This is a genomic window from Rugamonas rubra (assembly GCF_900114705.1).
In the GTDB taxonomy this organism is placed as follows: Bacteria; Pseudomonadota; Gammaproteobacteria; order Burkholderiales; family Burkholderiaceae_D; genus Rugamonas; species Rugamonas rubra.
In genome coordinates this window covers 191,309-207,867 of the sequence record NZ_FOTW01000010.1, presented here as the reverse complement: position 1 = coordinate 207,867, position 16,559 = coordinate 191,309, and the positions used below count along the sequence as shown (strand labels likewise).

Sequence of the window (16,559 nt, the reverse complement as noted above, 5' to 3'; positions counted from 1 at the left end):
GGGCGTCGAAAAAAACCCCGCCGGCAGCGCGCCGGCGGGGTTTTTTTTCGCCCGGGCAAATCTCGGGACGAAAAAAAGCGGCGGGACGAGCCCGCCGCTTTTGTGGCGGGCGGCGCCATGCCGCCCGCAGGGTCGCGCCGCGATATTACAGCGTGCCGCGCAGGCCCAGGTAGAAACGGCGGCCGATCGCGTCGTACGCGCTGGCGTTCGTTTCGGTGCCGGTGGTGCTGTTCTTCAAGCCCATCGGCACCGCCGGTGCCTTGCTGTCGAAGGCGTTGTCGATACCCAGGTAGACTTCCACCGCCTTGGTGGCGGCGTAGGTGAACTGGACGTCGTTGTAGAGCTTCGAACCGACCTTGACCGAGCCGGCCGGCAAGTCAAAGTTGCTCAGGAACTGGTCGTCCAGCGACGAGGCGCTGATGTAGCTGCTCGTCGTGGTGACACCGAAGGCGCCCCATTTGTAGGCCAGGTTCAGCACGGCCTTGTTGCGGGCATAAGTCAGTTCGCCCTGCGAGTAGTCCTTCTCGTCGCCCGGCAGAGGAATGTCATAGTATTCCTTCAGGTAGGTGTAGGCCAGTTTCGCACTCAGGCGGCCGGGGCCGACCTTGTCCGCCCACGAGACGGTGAAGTCGACGCCCGAGGTGCCGGTGCCGCCGCTGTTGGTGGCGTAGCTGTCGATGTAGGACAGGGTGCCGCCGTTGTTGGCGCCGACGGGGGCGTCGCGGCGGGTGATGAACTTGCAGAAGGCCGGGTTCTTGCCGGTGTAACATTGTTCCAGCAGGATCTGGCGCTCGGTGTTGACGATGGCGTCGGCGATCTTGATGTCGAAGTAGTCGACCGTGAAGGTGAACTTGCTCAGCGCCGGGATCGAGCGCGGCGTCAGCACCAGGCCGAGGGTGGTCGAACGGCCCTCTTCGGCGCCCAGATTGGGGTTGCCGCTGTTGTAGCCGCTGACGCCCTGTTTGTCCGCCTGGGTCTGGGTGAACACGCCGCCGTTGGCCGCCATGTTGGCGCGCACGCTAGGGATGGCCAGGCAGGTGGCCGAGTACTTGTTGCTGGTGTCGGCCTTCATGCCGTTGCACGGGTCGACCAGGCCGCTCGGGAAGGTCTGGCTGGCCGGCTGGTACAGCTCGCCGATGTTGGGCGCGCGGGTCGACAGGGCACGGGCGGCGCGCACCTTGACGTCCGAGGTCGCCGCCCACTCGACGCCGGCGTTCCAGCTGTTGGCGGTGCCGACGGTGGAGTACTTGCCGGTGCGGTAGGCGCCCAGCAGGCTCAGTTCCTTGATGAAGGGCTTGCCCTTGAGCACGGGGACGCGGGTTTCGACGAAGAATTCGCGGACGTGGAACTTGCCCTCGGTGACCGGCGTCGCGTTGCCCGCGTTCAAACCTGCCTGGGTCAGAGGGTCGGGAATGGCGACCGAGGACTCCTCGCGCCATTCGAAGCCTGCGGCCAGGCCGACCTTGCCGGCCGGCAGGTCGAAGATTTCGCCGTTGAGCGAGCCGCCGGCGATTTTCTGGGTGACCGAGGTGGCCAGGGAGCCCGGCGCGCTGACATATTTGAGCGCTTCCGGCGAGATCGTGCCGTAGCCGAAGATGTTGATCGGTACGCAACCGAGCGCGCGCGCGTTGGCGTCGGAGCAGATCGCCTCGCTGCGGTTGCCGTTGTTGTTGATGTCGTTGACGTCCGGTACCGCCGACAGGGCGTTGCGGAAGTTCAACACGTTGACCTGGCCGGTCGAGTTCTGCGATTCCTTGGTCTTGCCGTAGATCACATAGGTGTCGTAGTTCCAATCCTTGATCGTGCCCTTCAGGCCGGTCGCCAGGCGGAAGGTGTCGCGGTCGGCGCCGGCGCTGCGGCTGCCCACCTCGGCCATGCGGCGGGTGAAGTTGTAGTCGCGCAAGCCGTCGTCGTCGGTGTCGCCGATGCGGTCGAACAGGTATTGCGGCACCAGCGGATTGCGCACAACGCTGTTGGGCTGGCCGTTCTTGCCGATGACCAGGGTTTCCGCCGGCACCTGGCCGTTGGTCTTGAAGATGTCCTTCGACGACAGGCCGAACGGTTCGGTGGCGGTGCGCGTCTTGCTGGAGGCGAAATTGCCCTCGAAGAAGGCGCTGGCCATCTCGTTGAAGGTGTGGTTGCCGCTCAGGGCGAGCAGGTAGCGCTCGGCCGGCACGGCGATGGTGCGGAATGCCGAGCGGTTGAAACCGGTCGCGGCCAGGCCGTCGCCACCGTTGGTCGACCACGGGATGACGTTGCCGGCCTTGTCGTAGGTGTAGTCGCCCTTCTTGCCGGTTACCGGGTTGTTGTAGAAGAAACGGCCCTGCGGCGCGATGCCGGAGTAGAACGGCCGGTCCACCAGGAAGGCGTCGCCGGCCTCGCCGGTGTTGATAATTTTCGATTGCTGGTCGATCGCCGAATACTCGCGGTCGCGCGAGAACACCGCGCCCTGCTTGGTATAGCCGAAGTGGCCCATGACGTTGCTGGCGCCGTCGGCGCTGGTGGTGCCGAAGGTCAGCGAGAGCTTCTTCTTGAAGTCGTCGCCCTTTTCGCTGCGGCCGATCGAGGTGTCGACGGTGACGCCGTTGAAGTTGCGTTTCAGAATGATGTTGACCACGCCGGCCACCGCGTCCGAGCCGTACACCGACGAGGCGCCGCCGGTGATCAGTTCGACCCGTTCGATGAAGTCGGTCGGAATCGTGTTCAGGTCGACGGCGCTGTCGCCGGGACGGCCGGAGACGAAGCGGCGGCCGTTGACCAGCACCAGGGTGCGCGAATCGCCCAGGTTGCGCAGGTTGACGGTGGCGGTGCCGCCGCCGGTGGTAAAGAAGTTCGAGTTGGTGCGGCTCAGAGTCGGCGTGCCCAGGGTCGGGTTCTTTTGCAGCAACTCTTGCAGATTGGTGGCGCCAGACGCGGCGATGTCGGCCGAGGTCAGGATTTGCAGCGGGGTGGCCGATTCGGCGCTGGGCGAGGACAGGCGCGAGCCGGTCACCTGAATTTTTTGAATCGCCTCAGGGGCTTGTTGTGCGAACGCAGCGTGCATGCTCAGGGCCGCGCCGCCGACGCAGATCATGCGAACAGAGCGAGCTAAAACCGTTTCCTTCATCATTTCCTGACTCCTCGTGGGTATGTCGAACATCTTCTTTTATTGTTAAAAAATATTTTAACCGAAGAACTTTACCGATATCCGGTTTGCAAGTAAACGTCGATTTCCAACATTTTCAAAAACGCAACAGTAAATTTTTAGTAATAACATTTTTTCTGGAATGTGTTATGGCGGGGAGCTAGTGTTTCGTCGGCCTGTCGGCGTCAGACCATTCCGCGCCCGCGCCCGCGCGGCCGTGGCGGCGCGCCGGCGCGTGCCGCTTGTCGTGCCATAATCTTGTATATTCATGCCAACAGTTGGCTTGGCAAGACCGTGTTCGCGCGGCGCCGCGGTTTGCCCGGGCGTGTCGGGAGGATCGGGGTGGGTGCGGCGGGCGTCAGGAGTGCTGGCGTTTCAGCCGCCAGCGCAGGCGCAGGTCGTGCAGGATGGGGCCGACGGCCATCACGGCCAACAAGGCGGCGGGGAATATCGTGGCGGAGAAACCGACGTGCTTAAAACCCAGCGCGCCGCTGACGCCGCCGATAAAAAAGAAACCGATCAACAAGGTGTGGACCCGCAATTTGATTCGATTGGCGCGCACCTGCAATTCAGGCAGTTGCAGATGGTTATAATAAAAAAGCTTGCCCAATTCTATTCCCATGTCGGTGGATAAGCCGGTGACATGGGTGGTGCGGATGGTGGCGCCAGAGGCCTTGGTGATAATCGCGTTTTGCAGGCCCATAATAAAGCACAACAATAAAACCGTGACCGGCGCGAGAATATCGCCGAGTTCGGACAAATAGGTGCCGGCGACGCCGAAGGCCAGTAGCAGGCTGGCCTCGACCATCAGGCTGAGGGCGTACTCGCTGCGCAGGCGCTTGCGTCTGGCCCAGTTGATCATCAGCGCGGTGCTGGCGGCGCCGGCCAGAAAGGCCAGCCAGGCGGCCAGCGCGGCCAGGGCCAGGCTGAAGTGGCCGAGCGCCAACTCGTCGGCCATGCTGGAGACGATGCCGGTCATGTGCGAGGTGTATTGGCCGATCGCCAGGAAGCCGCCGGCGTTGACGGCGCCGGCGACGAAGGCCAGCAGGCAGCCCAGGTGCAGGTCGGACTGGCGGTTGCGGCGCCGGCTGCTCAGGCCGGAAATGTATTGCAGGGGCATATTGCGGCCTCCAGGCGGCCGGGTTGCGGCTTCGGGTTGAACTGCGCGGCCAGCGACGGATGATCATCGCATGATAATGTGATTATAATCAGTTCCCGCTTGAACGTAGTGTTCCCGTCCCCCGGGACCGTTGGTAAACGCCACAGTGGACGGCGGCGGCGCGTCATCGGCGATAGCGGCTTGGCCGCAATCGGGTGTACAGTCATAGCAAGCATACGCGCAAGCAAGGTTTCTATGATCAATGTCTTGGAGGCGGGGCGGGCCGGCCTGTTCACCCGCAAGAACATTCTACCCAACATCGTGGCCGGCGCCGTGGTCGGCGTGGTGGCGCTGCCGCTGGCGATGGCCTTCGCCATCGCCTCCGGCGCGCGGCCCGAGCAGGGCCTGTACACGGCGATCATCGCCGGCTTCCTGGTCTCGCTGCTGGGCGGCAGCCGCACCCAGATCGCCGGGCCGACCGGCGCCTTCGTCGCCATCCTGGCCGTCATCACGGCGCGCTACGGCATCGACGGCCTGCAGATCGCCACCTTCATGGCCGGCCTGATGCTGTTGCTGATGGGGCTGGCCAAGATGGGCGGCGTCATCAAGTTCATCCCGGCACCGGTCGTGGTCGGCTTCACCGCCGGCATCGGCGTCATCATCTGGGTCGGCCAGTGGCAGTATTTCTTCGGCCTGCCGGCCGTCGCCGGCCTGCATTTCCACGACAAGCTGTGGGGCGCGCTGCAGGCCCTGCCGGCGCTGCACGGCACGACCAGCGCGCTCGGCGTGCTGAGCGTGCTGCTGGTGTTGTTTTCCAACAAAATCGCGCCGCTGCGCCGCGTGCCCGGCCCGCTGGTGGCGCTGGTCGGCGCCACGGTGCTGCAGGCGGTGTTCCAGTTCGACGGCGTGGCCACCATCGGCAGCGCCTTCGGCGGCATCCCGCGCGCGCTGCCGAGCTTTTCCTTGCCGGCGCTCAGCCTGTCGCGCGTGCTCGAGTTGATCGGGCCGGCCTTCACCATCGCCATGTTGGGCGCCATCGAGTCGCTGCTGTCGGCGGTGGTGGCCGACGGCATGGCCGGCACCCGCCACGACTCCAACCAGGAGCTGGTCGGCCAGGGCCTGGCCAATATGGTGGCGCCGCTGTTCGGCGGTTTCGCCGCCACCGGCGCCATCGCCCGCACCGCCACCAATGTGCGCAACGGCGGCACCAGCCCGCTGGCCGGCATGGCCCACGCCGCCACCCTGCTGTTGATCGTGTTGTTCCTGGCGCCGTTGGCGGCCCACGTGCCGCTGGCCGCGCTGGCCGCCATCCTGTTCGTGGTCGCCTACAATATGAGCGAGCTCGGCCATTTTGCCCGCATGGTGCGCCGCGCCCCGCGCGCCGACGTGGCGATCCTGCTGACCACCTTCGTGCTGACCGTGTTCGCCGACCTGGTGGTCGCGGTCAACATCGGCGTGATCCTGGCGACGCTGCACTTCCTGCGCCGCATGGCCGCCTCGGTCGAGGTGCAGCAGATGAACGAGCAGCGGCTGGGGCCGGAGCTGGCCCGCCACGGCCTGCGCGAGTTGCCGGCCGGTATGCTGGTGTACGCCATCGACGGCCCCTTCTTCTTCGGCGCGGTGGAGAACTTCGAGCGCGCGCTGGCACAGTCGCACACCGATCCGCGCATCCTGTTGTTGCGGCTGGGCCGGGTGCCCTTCATGGACATGACGGGCTTGCAGACGCTGCAGGAGGTGATCGGGAAATGGCAGAAGCGCGGCGTGCGCGTGATGTTGTGCGAGGCCAACGACAGGGTGAAGGGCAAGCTGGCGCGGGCCGGGCTGATCGAACAGTTGGGCGGTGGCAACTATGCCGACGATTTCGGCCAGGCGCTGGCGGCCGGCGCGGCCTGAACCGGCGCGCCGCAGGGCGGCGTTCTTACTTGGGCGGCAGCCTGGCCTTGGTGGGGTAGTCGACCTGGTGTTTCTCCAGGTAGTCGCGGATCAGCTGGCGCAGCACCTGGGAGGCGGTCTGGTCCTGCAGCGCGCACAGCTCTTCGAAGGCCTGCTTCTTGGCCGGATCGATCAGGATGGTCAGCCTGGCCGTTTTGGATTCCATCGTGGACTCTACTGTGCAATGGTCATGGAATGATCATTGTACACACATCGACCACACATGGCGGCGCGCCGGGGCGCGCCGCCGCCGGGCGGCGGAGCGCATGGGATTACTTGTAGATGCCCGAGCCGACCATCATGTCGTCGACCTTCTCGACATAGCCGGCCTTGGCCTCGACCGCCTTGGTCACCGGGTTCGGCCATTTGAACTCGACCCAGCCCTTGCCCTTGCTCTTGGCCAGGTCGACCATCTCCTTGATCATCGCCTTGCCCTCGTTGTCCTTGAGGCCGATCAGCGGCTTGCCGACCATCTTGGGATTGTTGCCGTGGGCCAGGGCGACACCGTTCAGGTCGTAGACGTAGATGTACAGGTCGCGGTCGTGGAAGGTGCTGTTGCCGGTGTCGGAGAAGGCGGCGAAGGCCTTGTCCTTGCCGTCCGACTTGATCAGGGCGGCGGCCTTCTTGACCATGGCGACGGCCTCGTCGGCCGAACCCTTGTCGGCGGCCGAGGCCGCCAGCGGCAGGGTGAACATACTGAGGCTGAGGGCGAGCGCGCCGAGTACTGCTTTCATGTCCGTCTCCTGGCAAAATATCGATGGTGTGGGTGTGGTGGCGGGCCGGCGCGACGCGCTTCTTTGCCCCACGGCAAATATTACTCGCATTGACTTCTTTCCACTGTTGTTAAGTGGCAACATCTTGTTCAAAGATACTCAACCACAGCCGGCGCACCTGGGCCGCGTGGCTCGCCACCAGCGCCGGATCGACCCGCGCCAGGTCCTGCCCCTGCAGGCGCAGCTGGTGTTGCAGGCGGCGCAGCTGGCGGTAGGCGTCGCCGACCCCGGCGGCCAGCGCCGGGTCGATCAGGCCGAGCTCGCCGCACATCCGCAGCAGGGCGATATTGCCGTAGTTGGCCGTCAGTTGCGGGTAGTTGGCGGCATATTGCAGCACCAGGTACTGGACGATGAACTCGATGTCGATCATCCCGCCGGCGTCCTGCTTGAGGTCGAACAGCTCGGAGCGGTGGGCCTTGGCCTGGACCATCTTGTGCCGCATGGCCGCCACCTCGCGCTTGAGTTCGCCGTCCAGCGGCCGCGGCTTGCGCAGCACCTGTTCGCGGATCTGCTCGAAGCGCTCGCCGATGGCGGCGTCGCCGGCGCAGAAGCGGGCCCGGGTCAGCGCCTGGTGTTCCCAGATCCAGGCGGCGTCGTTCTGGTAGCGCTCGAAGGCGGCCACGCTGGAGACCAGCATGCCGCTGGCGCCGTCGGGGCGCAGCGCGGTGTCGATGTCGAACAGGATGCCGGCCGAGGTGTGCGAGGTCATCCAGGTGATGAAGCGCTGCGCCAGCTTGGCGTACTGGCCGGGCGCGTCCTGGTCGTCGTCGTCGAACAGGAAGATCACGTCGAGGTCGGAGACGTAGCCCAGCTCCTTGCCGCCCAGCTTGCCGTAGGCGATCACGGCGAAGCGCGGCACCTCGCGGTGGCGCGTCGCCACCGTGCGCCAGACCGCCTGCACGGTGGCGGCGACGATGCTGTCGGCCAGCGCCGACAGGTGGTCGGCCAGCTTCTCCACCGTCAGGTCGCCGGCCAGGTCCTGCGCCAGCAGGTGGAACAACTGGGCGTGGTGGACCTCGCGCAGGATGTCCATCTGCCGCTCGGTGTCGCCGGCGGCGCCGGCCAGCTGGCGCTCGAGGTCGGCGGCCAGCGCCGGCTGGTCGAACACGGCGTTGCGCACGCGCTCGTCGAGCAGCTCGTCGAGCAGGATCGGGTGCTGGCTGAGGAAGGTGGCGGCCCAGCCGCTGGCGCACATCATGCGGATCACCCGCTCCAGGGTGTGCGGGTACTCGGTGAGCAGCGACAAATACGCCGAGCGGCGGGCGATCGCCTCGAAAAAGTCGAGCAGGCGGCCCAGCGTGGCCTGGGCGCTGGCGCCGCTCGACTCGGCGCTGCAGCGGGCGATCAGCGGCAGCGCCGTGTTGACCAGGGCGACCAGGCGGTTGCGGCTGGCCTCGGGCAGGCTCTGCAGGCGCGGCGCCTGCCAGGTGGCGATCAGCCGTTTGGCGGCGCCGGCCGGGTCGGCGAAGCCGAGGCTGGCGAAGCGCGCCTCGATCGCCTCGTGGTTGTCGGGGTCGGCGCAGTCGTTGCTCGAGCCGGGGTCGAGGTCGCCGTCGGCGGCGCCGCTCTTGTCGGCGAACATCTCGTCGAACTGGCCGGCGACGAAGGCGCGGTGCGCCTCGAGCTGGGCCAGCAGGGTGGCGGTGTCGGCCAGGCCCATCATGCGCGCCACCAGCAGTCGGTCGTCCTCGCTGGCCGGCAGGGTGTGCGTCTGGGCGTCGTCGAGGTATTGCAGGCGGTGCTCCAGGTTGCGCAGAAAGGTGTAGGAAGCCAGCAGTTGCAGCACGATGGCGTGGCTGAGCAGGGACTTGTCGGCGATGGTGCGCAGGGTGGCGCGGGTCGAGCGGTCGCGCAGCTCGGCGTCGCGGCCGCCACGGATGAGCTGGAACACCTGGGCCAGGAACTCGATCTCGCGGATGCCGCCGCGGCCCAGCTTGACGTTGTTGCTGCGGTCCGGGTGCAGCCGCTCCTGCCGGTTGACCTCGGCGCGGATCTGCGCGTGCATGTTGCGGATGGCGTCGATCACGCCGAAGTCCAGGTAGCGGCGGAACACGAAGGGGCGCACGATGGCGTCGAGCGCGGCGATGTCCTCGGCGGCGCCGCTGACGGCGCGCGCCTTGACCCAGGCGTAGCGCTCCCACTCGCGGCCCTGGACGATCAGGTATTGCTCGACCATGTTCAAACTGGCCGCCAGCGGGCCGGAGGCGCCGTTCGGCCGCAGCGCCATGTCGACGCGGAAGGTGAAGCCGTCCTCGGTGATCTCGGCCAGCGCGGCGATCAGCTTCTTGCCCAGGCGGACGAAATACTCGTGGTTCGACAGGGCGCGCTGGCCCGGCCCGGCGGCCGTGTCGCCGTCCTCCGGGTAGACGAAGATCAGGTCGATGTCGGACGACACGTTGAGCTCGCCGCCGCCCTGTTTGCCCATGCCCAGCACGATCAGCTGCTGCGGCCGGCCCGACTCGTGGCCGATCGGCGCGCCGTGGGCCGCCGTCATCTCCAGTTCGAGCTCGGCCAGGTGGGTCTGGATGGCGAAGTCGGCGAAGCGGGTCATGGTGGTGACCACCTCGGCCAGGTCGGCGCGGCCCTCCAGGTCGCGGCGGATCAGGCCGCACACCAGCAGGTTGCGCAGCCGGCGCATGGCCCGCCCCAGCGGCAGGCCGCCCTCGGCCTCTTTCGCCAAATAGTCGGCAAAATTGAGCTGGGCAAGCGATAATTGCGCCAATTCGTCGGACTTGGCGGCGCGCTCGGGCGCGGCGGCCAGCCAGCGTTGGTAGAAACGGGAGGCGGAGGTCAGGGAAGTGGGCGAAATAGGGCTCATGGAATCCGGAAAGAACACATAGCGGGCACGGGATTGCGCCGGGTATGCGGTAAAATTGCCGCGCAGGCAGAAAACGCTTGCACCCTGGCAGGACCACAGCCTGAGGCCATTGCTTGGATGCAAGTGCGCTATGAGGATTTTAGCGATTAATTTTACGCCGGGCCTGATTTATTAGCTTATCGATGCAAAAACCGGAACCGACCAGCGTGACAGACGAGGGACCATTGGCCCAGCGCTGGCACCGGCTGCGTGCCGCCTATCGGGTGTGCAACCTGGCCACCCACCATGTGCTCGGCTTCAGCGTCAAGCTGGTGCTGCTGTTGTATTTCCTCTTCGCCCTGCTGTTCCTCGGCCTGCGCTACGCCGTGCTGCCGAACATCGACCACTACAAGGGCGACATCGAGCGGCTGGCCAGCCGCGCCGTCGGCAACCCGGTCAGCATCGCCCGCGTCTACGCCTCCTGGACCGGGCTGCGGCCCAACCTCTTCCTCGGCGACGTGGTGCTGCGCGACGGCCACGGCAAGCAGGTGCTGAGCCTGCCGAGCGTGTCGGCCACCCTGTCCTGGTGGAGCGTGCTGGCGGCCGACGTGCGCTTCGACTCGCTCGAACTGATCCGCCCCCAGCTCGACGTGCGGCGCGAGGCCGACGGCAAGCTGTACGCCGCCGGCGTGTATTTCGACCCGGCCAAGCCGGGCGACGGCAAGGGCCTCGACTGGCTGTTGTCGCAGCGCGAGATCGTGGTGCGCGAGGGCCGCCTGGACTGGACCGACCTGCAGCGCGGCGCCGCGCCGCTGGCCCTGCGGAACCTGCGCCTGGTGCTGCGCAACCAGTGGCGGCGCCACCAGTTCGCCCTGCAGGCGACGCCGCCGGCCGCGCTGTCCGCGCCGCTCGACCTGCGCGCCGACTTCGTCCACCCGGCCTTCGCCAAGCGCCTGTCCGACGTGGCGCTGTGGAAGGGCGAGCTGTACACCGACCTGCGCGACGCCGACCTGGCGGCCTGGAAAACCTATTTCGACTATCCCTTCGAGCTGCGCTCCGGCCGTGGCTCGCTGCGCGCCTGGGTCAAGCTCGACCACGCCCGCCTGGCCGGCTTCACCGCCGACGTCGGCCTGGCCGACCTCTCCGCCGTGCTCGGCGCCGACGTGCCGCCGCTCGACCTGTTGCGGGTGCAGGGCCGCGTCTCGGCCAAGGAGGAGATCGCGCCGGCGCCCAGCGGCGGCCAGCCCAGCGGCAAGCCGACCTTCGGCGCGCGCGGCCACAGCGTCAGCCTGGCCGGCTTCTCGCTGAGCACGCGCGACGGCGTGACCATGGCGCCGACCACGCTGAGCGAGCGCTACATCGCCGCCAGCCCGAGCAAGCCGGCCCGCACCGAGCTGAGCGCCAGCGTGCTCGACCTGCAAACCCTGGCCAGCCTGGCCGACAAACTGCCGCTGGCCGAGCACCAGCGCAGCATGCTGGCCGAGTTCGCGCCGCGCGGCCGCCTGCTCGACGTCGCCGCCGAATGGACCGGCGCCTGGCCGGCGCTGCAAAGCTACCGCGTCAAGGGCCGCCTCGACGGCCTCGGCCTGAAGCCGCTGGCGGCCCGCGCGCCGCAGGCGAAGACGGCGGGCGCGCCGGCCGTCGCCGGCATACCGGCCGTGCCCGGCTTCGACAACTTGAGCGGCAACATCGACGCCAACGACCGGGGCGGCAGCCTGAACCTGGACTCGCGGCAACTGGTGCTGCGCCTGCCGGCCTATTTCAGCGAGGCCGACATGCCCTTCGACAAGCTGGCGCTGAAGGCGCGCTGGTCCTTCGAGGGCAAGGACCAGCTGCTGCTCCAGCTCGACGCGCTGGACTTCGTCCAGCAGGGCCTGAGCGGCTCGCTCAGCGGCAGCCACCGCCTGCCGCTGGACGGCAAGGGCGCCGGCGTGGCCGACTTCAGCGGCAAGCTGAACGGCTTCGAGCTCAACAAGATCGACCGCTATTTGCCGCTGCAGACCCCGCACGACCTGCGCCACTGGCTCAGCGGCGCGCTCGAGGGCGGCGTGGCGCAGGACGTGGCCTTGCGCCTGCGCGGCGACCTGGCCCACTTCCCCTTCCACGGCGACACCCCGGCCGAGCGCGCGCGCGGCGAGTTCCGCGTCGCCGGCCGGCTGGAGAACGGCAAGCTCAACTACGCGCCCGGCCAGTTCGCCAAGGACGGCAAGGCGCCGCTGTGGCCGCAGGCCGAGCACATCAAGGGCAGCTTCGTGTTCGAGCGCACCCGCATGGAGATCCGCGGCGACAGCGCCAGCACCGGCGGCGTGGCGCTGAGCGGCGTGAAGGCGGTGATCCCCGACCTGAACGTGCACGACATGGTGCTCGACATCGACGGCAGCGCCGCCGGCCCCATGCAGGAGTTCCTCAAATACGTGGTGGCCAGCCCGGTGCTGGAGTGGATCTCCCACTTCACCGACGAGACCCTGGCCAGCGGCAACGCCAAGCTGGGCCTCAAGCTGCACCTGCCGCTGACCCACCTGATCGACGCCAAGGTGCAGGGCACGCTGCAACTGGCCGGCAACGACATCGTGCTGTTCAACGACCTGCCGCCGGTGCTGGCCTCGCAGGGCAAGATCGAGTTCAACGAGCACGGCGTCAACCTGAACGCCTTGTCCGGCTACTTCCTCGGCGGCCCGGTGGCGATCTCCGGCGGCAGCCAGCGCGACAACAGCATCGCCGTCAAGCTGGCCGGCAGCATCAGCGCCGACGGCTTCCGCAAGAACTACCCGTCGCCGATGATGCAGCGGCTGGCCGGCCACTTCTCCGGCGCCACCCGCTACAGCGGCCTGGTGACGGCGCGCGAGCACCAGGTGACGGTGGCGGTCGACTCGACCCTGGCCGGCCTCGGCGTCGACCTGCCGGCGCCGCTGCGCAAGGCGGCGGCCGAGCCGCTGCCGCTGCGCTTCGTGCTCAGCGGCGGCGCCGCCAACGAGGCCGGCTTGATGCGCGACGAGATCCGCGTCGCGCTGGGCAACAACATGTCGGCGCGCTACCAGCGCCAAAGGCAGGGCAAGGCGGCCTGGCGGCTGACGCGCGGCGGCATCGGCGTCAACACGCCGGCGCCCGAGCCGGACAGCGGCATGGCCATGTCGCTCAGCCTGCGCACGCTGAACCTGGACAACTGGCTCGACTTCGGCGCCGAGGTGGCCGGCAAGCCGGAGCCGGCCAAGGCCGGCGCCGCCGAGGCGGTCGACATCGGCCAGTACGTGATCCCCGACAGCATCGCGGCGCGCGCCGGCGAGCTGGTCGTCGGCGAGCGCAAGCTGGAAAACGTGGTGCTCGGCGCCACCCACCAGAAGGGCGCCTGGCAGGCCAACATCGACGCCAACCAGGCCTCCGGCTACCTGACCTGGAACGAGTCGCCCAACGGCGTCGGCCTGGGCAAGGTGACGGCGCGGCTGTCCTCGCTGATCATCCCCGAGTCGGCCGCCGACGACGTCAAGGAGCTGCTCGACGGCAAGAGCGCGGCGGCCACCATCCCGGCCCTCGACATCGTCGCCGAGCGCTTCGAGCTGTTCAACAAGCCGCTGGGCCGGCTGGAACTGCAGGCCAACAACGCGCTGAACAATGTGCCGAATTCCAGCGCGCGCGACTGGCGCGTCAGCAAGCTGTCGCTGAGCAACGCCGACGGCGAGCTCAAGGGCACCGGCAAGTGGCTCAGCCGCGACGGCGTGCAGAACAGCAGCCTGAACTTCACGCTCGACATCAACGACGCCGGCAAGCTGCTCGACCGCTTCGGCTTCGCCGGCACGCTGCGTAACGGCAAGGGCAAGCTGAGCGGCGACATCGCCTGGAAGGGCCTGCCGTACTCCTTCGACATCCCCAGCCTGTCCGGCCAGATCAGCATGAACGTCGAGAAGGGCCAGTTCCTCAAGCAGGACCCGGGCGCCGCCAAGCTGCTCGGCGTGCTCAGCCTGCAAGCGCTGCCGCGCCTGCTCAAGCTCGACTTCCACGACGTCTTCTCCGAGGGCCTGGCCTTCGACGGCATCACCGCCAACGCCGCCATCGCGCGCGGCATCGTCAAGACCGACAACCTGAAGATGCACGGCGTGGCCGCCACCGTGTTGATGGACGGCACCGCCGACATCGCCAACGAGACCACCAACCTGCACGTCGTGGTGATTCCCCAGGTCAACCTGGGCACCGCGCCGCTGGTCTACGCGCTGGCGGTCAACCCGGTGATCGGCATCGGCAGCTTCCTCGCCCAGCTCTTCCTCAGCGCGCCGGTGATGAAGGCGCTGACCTACCAGATGCAGATCACCGGGCCGTGGAAGGCGCCGGTGGTGACCAAGCTGGAAGGTGGTAAATTGGAGTCCGCGCCCAAGGGCGCCGACTAGCCGCGCCGGCCGCGCCGCCGCAGCCGCCCATTGAGCGGCCCATCGAACAGCCTATTGAACCGTGTATTGAACAGGACAGCGCCATGAGCAAAGTTGCCGCAATTCAAATGATCTCCTCGCCCTCGGTGGCCGACAACATCGCCAGCGCCGGCCGGCTGGTCGAGCAGGCCGCCGGGCAGGGCGCCAAACTGGTGCTGCTGCCCGAGTACTGGGCCATCATGGGCCTGTCCGACAGCGACAAGGTGGCCCACGCCGAGCCGCTCGGCGGCGGCCCCATCCAGGACTTCATGGCCGCCACGGCGCGCCGCCACGGCGTCTGGCTGATCGGCGGCACGCTGCCGCTGGCATCCGACCAGGACGGCAAGGTCGTCAACACCACCCTGGTCTACGACCCGCAGGGCCGCCACGTCGGCCGCTACGACAAGATCCACCTGTTCGGCTTTTCCAAGGGCGCCGAATCCTACGACGAAAGCCGCACCATCGTCGCCGGCGCCACGGTCGGCACGGTCGACACCGACGTCGGCAAGGTCGGCCTGTCGGTTTGCTACGACCTGCGCTTCCCCGAGCTGTACCGCGCCATGGGGCCGGTCGAGCTGATCGTGGTGCCGGCCGCCTTCACCCACACCACCGGCCAGGCGCACTGGGAGGTGCTGCTGCGCGCCCGCGCCATCGAGAACCAGTGCTACGTGCTGGCGGCGGCGCAGGGCGGCCTGCACCAGAACGGCCGGCGCACCTGGGGCCACAGCATGCTGATCGACCCCTGGGGCGAGGTCAAGGCCGTGCTGGCCGAGGGCGAGGGCGTGGTCTGCGGCGAGCTCGAGCCGGCCTTCACCGCCGAGGTGCGCGCCAGCCTGCCGGCGCTGAAACATCGCACCATGTGAAGACGCCGCGCCGGCCTTCCACTACAATGGCATCCAAGACAAGAACCGACACTGAAGAACCCCACCATGACCCCATTTGAACCCAACCTCTCCACCCTGGCCGTCGCGCGCGAACTGCTGCTGACCCCGTTCGGCCTGGACGAAGCCAAGCTGCTCAAGGCGCTCGGCTCCATGTTCACCCACAAGGTCGACTACGCCGACCTGTACTTCCAGTTCACCAAGAACGAAGGCTGGAGCCTGGAGGAGGGCATCGTCAAGACCGGCAGCTTCTCGATCGACCAGGGGGTCGGCGTGCGCGCCATCTCCGGCGACAAGACCGCCTTCGCCTACTCCGACGAGATCTCCGAGAGCGCCCTGCTCGACGCCGCCGCCGCCACCCGCACCATCGGCCGCGCCGGCGCCGGCAAGATCAAGATCGCCGGCGCCATGCAGCAGCAGGGCGGCCGCGCGCTGTACCTGCCGCACGACCCGCTGGCCTCGCTCGACGCCACCGCCAAGGTCAAGCTGCTCGAACGCGTTGAGAAGATGGCGCGCGCCAAGGACCCGCGCGTGGTGCAGGTGATGGCCGGCCTGGCCGGCGAATACGACGTGGTGCTGGTGGCGCGCAGCGACGGCGTGCTGGCGGCCGACATCCGGCCGCTGGTGCGCGTCTCGCTGACCGTCATCGTCGAGCAGAACGGCCGCCGCGAGATGGGTTCGTCCGGCGGCGGCGGGCGCTTCGACTACGCCTACTTCAGCGACGCCCTGCTCGAGCAGTACGCCACCGAGGCGGTCAACAGCGCGCTGGTCAACCTCGACGCGCGGCCGGCCCCGGCCGGGCCGATGACCATCGTGCTGGGACCGGGCTGGCCCGGCATCCTGCTGCACGAGGCGATCGGCCACGGCCTCGAGGGCGATTTCAACCGCAAGGGCTCGTCGGCCTTCTCCGGCCGCATCGGCGAGCGCGTCGCCGCCAAGGGCGTCACCGTGGTCGACGACGGCACCCTGCCGGACCGCCGCGGCTCGCTCAACATGGACGACGAGGGCAACCCGACCCAGTGCACCACGCTGATCGAGGACGGCATCCTGAAGGGCTACATCCAGGACACCATGAACGCCCGCCTGATGAAGATGCCGGTGACCGGCAACGCGCGGCGCGAGTCGTTCGCCCACCTGCCGATGCCGCGCATGACCAACACCTACATGCTGGCCGGCGACAAGGACCCGGCCGAGATCCTCGCCTCGGTGAAGAACGGCTTGTACGCGGTCAATTTCGGCGGCGGCCAGGTCGACATCACCAACGGCAAGTTCGTCTTCTCGGCCAGCGAGGCCTACATGATCGAGAACGGCAAAGTAACCTACCCGGTCAAGGGCGCCACCCTGATCGGCAACGGCCCGGACGTGCTCAACCGCGTCTCGATGATCGGCAACGACATGCGCCTCGACCCCGGCGTCGGCGTCTGCGGCAAGGAGGGCCAGAGCGTGCCGGTGGGCGTCGGCCAGCCGACCCTGCGCGTCGACGGCGTCACCGTCGGCGGCACCGCCTGATCCGGCGCGCCCCGGCCGCGACGAACCGCCCGCCAGGGCGGTTTTTT

At 67.8% G+C, this 16,559-nt stretch carries 9 protein-coding genes; 4 read left to right on the top strand and 5 right to left on the bottom strand.

Going from position 1 to position 16,559, the window contains the following annotated elements; genetic code table 11:
* Positions 1–145: 145 nt before the first annotated feature.
* Positions 146–3,043 carry a TonB-dependent receptor domain-containing protein gene (locus BM252_RS11545; RefSeq protein WP_245774203.1) on the bottom strand — a complete coding sequence of 966 codons (2,898 nt, stop codon included), beginning with the start codon at positions 3,041–3,043 and terminating at the stop codon, positions 146–148.
* A 439-nt stretch (positions 3,044–3,482) separates the two neighbouring features.
* Entirely contained in the window at positions 3,483–4,244 is a 762-nt protein-coding gene (locus BM252_RS11540) for a YoaK family protein (protein ID WP_093387598.1), read from the bottom strand.
* 234 nt (positions 4,245–4,478) lie between these two features.
* Between BM252_RS11540 and BM252_RS11535 the strand changes: the two genes are divergently transcribed.
* On the top strand, positions 4,479–6,116 hold the full coding sequence (locus tag BM252_RS11535; RefSeq protein ID WP_093387596.1) for a SulP family inorganic anion transporter: 1,638 nt from the start codon (positions 4,479–4,481) through the stop codon (positions 6,114–6,116).
* A 25-nt stretch (positions 6,117–6,141) separates the two neighbouring features.
* Here BM252_RS11535 and BM252_RS11530 read toward each other — a convergent pair whose 3' ends face one another.
* The 3 genes from BM252_RS11530 to glnE all read right to left on the bottom strand — a co-directional run bounded on the left by BM252_RS11530 (position 6,142) and on the right by glnE (position 9,746).
* Complete coding sequence (locus BM252_RS11530; protein WP_093387595.1) at positions 6,142–6,321, bottom strand: ribbon-helix-helix protein, CopG family; 180 nt, start codon at positions 6,319–6,321, stop codon at positions 6,142–6,144.
* 106 nt (positions 6,322–6,427) lie between these two features.
* Positions 6,428–6,889, bottom strand: a complete 462-nt coding sequence (locus BM252_RS11525) for a cache domain-containing protein (protein ID WP_093387593.1) — start codon at positions 6,887–6,889, stop codon at positions 6,428–6,430.
* A 109-nt stretch (positions 6,890–6,998) separates the two neighbouring features.
* Entirely contained in the window at positions 6,999–9,746 is a 2,748-nt protein-coding gene (glnE, locus tag BM252_RS11520) for a bifunctional [glutamate--ammonia ligase]-adenylyl-L-tyrosine phosphorylase/[glutamate--ammonia-ligase] adenylyltransferase (RefSeq protein WP_093387592.1), read from the bottom strand.
* 182 nt (positions 9,747–9,928) lie between these two features.
* On the opposite strand from glnE, the gene BM252_RS11515 reads away from it, so the two are divergent.
* The 3 genes from BM252_RS11515 (at position 9,929) to tldD (ending at position 16,512) form a co-directional block, all read left to right on the top strand.
* Positions 9,929–14,104 (top strand): YhdP family protein, encoded by a 4,176-nt coding sequence (locus tag BM252_RS11515; RefSeq protein WP_093387590.1) that lies wholly within the window; start codon positions 9,929–9,931, stop codon positions 14,102–14,104.
* Positions 14,105–14,187: 83 nt separating this feature from the next.
* Entirely contained in the window at positions 14,188–14,985 is a 798-nt protein-coding gene (locus BM252_RS11510; protein ID WP_093387589.1) for a carbon-nitrogen hydrolase family protein, read from the top strand.
* A 66-nt stretch (positions 14,986–15,051) separates the two neighbouring features.
* On the top strand, positions 15,052–16,512 hold the full coding sequence (gene tldD / locus BM252_RS11505) for a metalloprotease TldD (protein ID WP_093387587.1): 1,461 nt from the start codon (positions 15,052–15,054) through the stop codon (positions 16,510–16,512).
* The last annotated feature ends 47 nt before the right edge of the window (positions 16,513–16,559 follow it).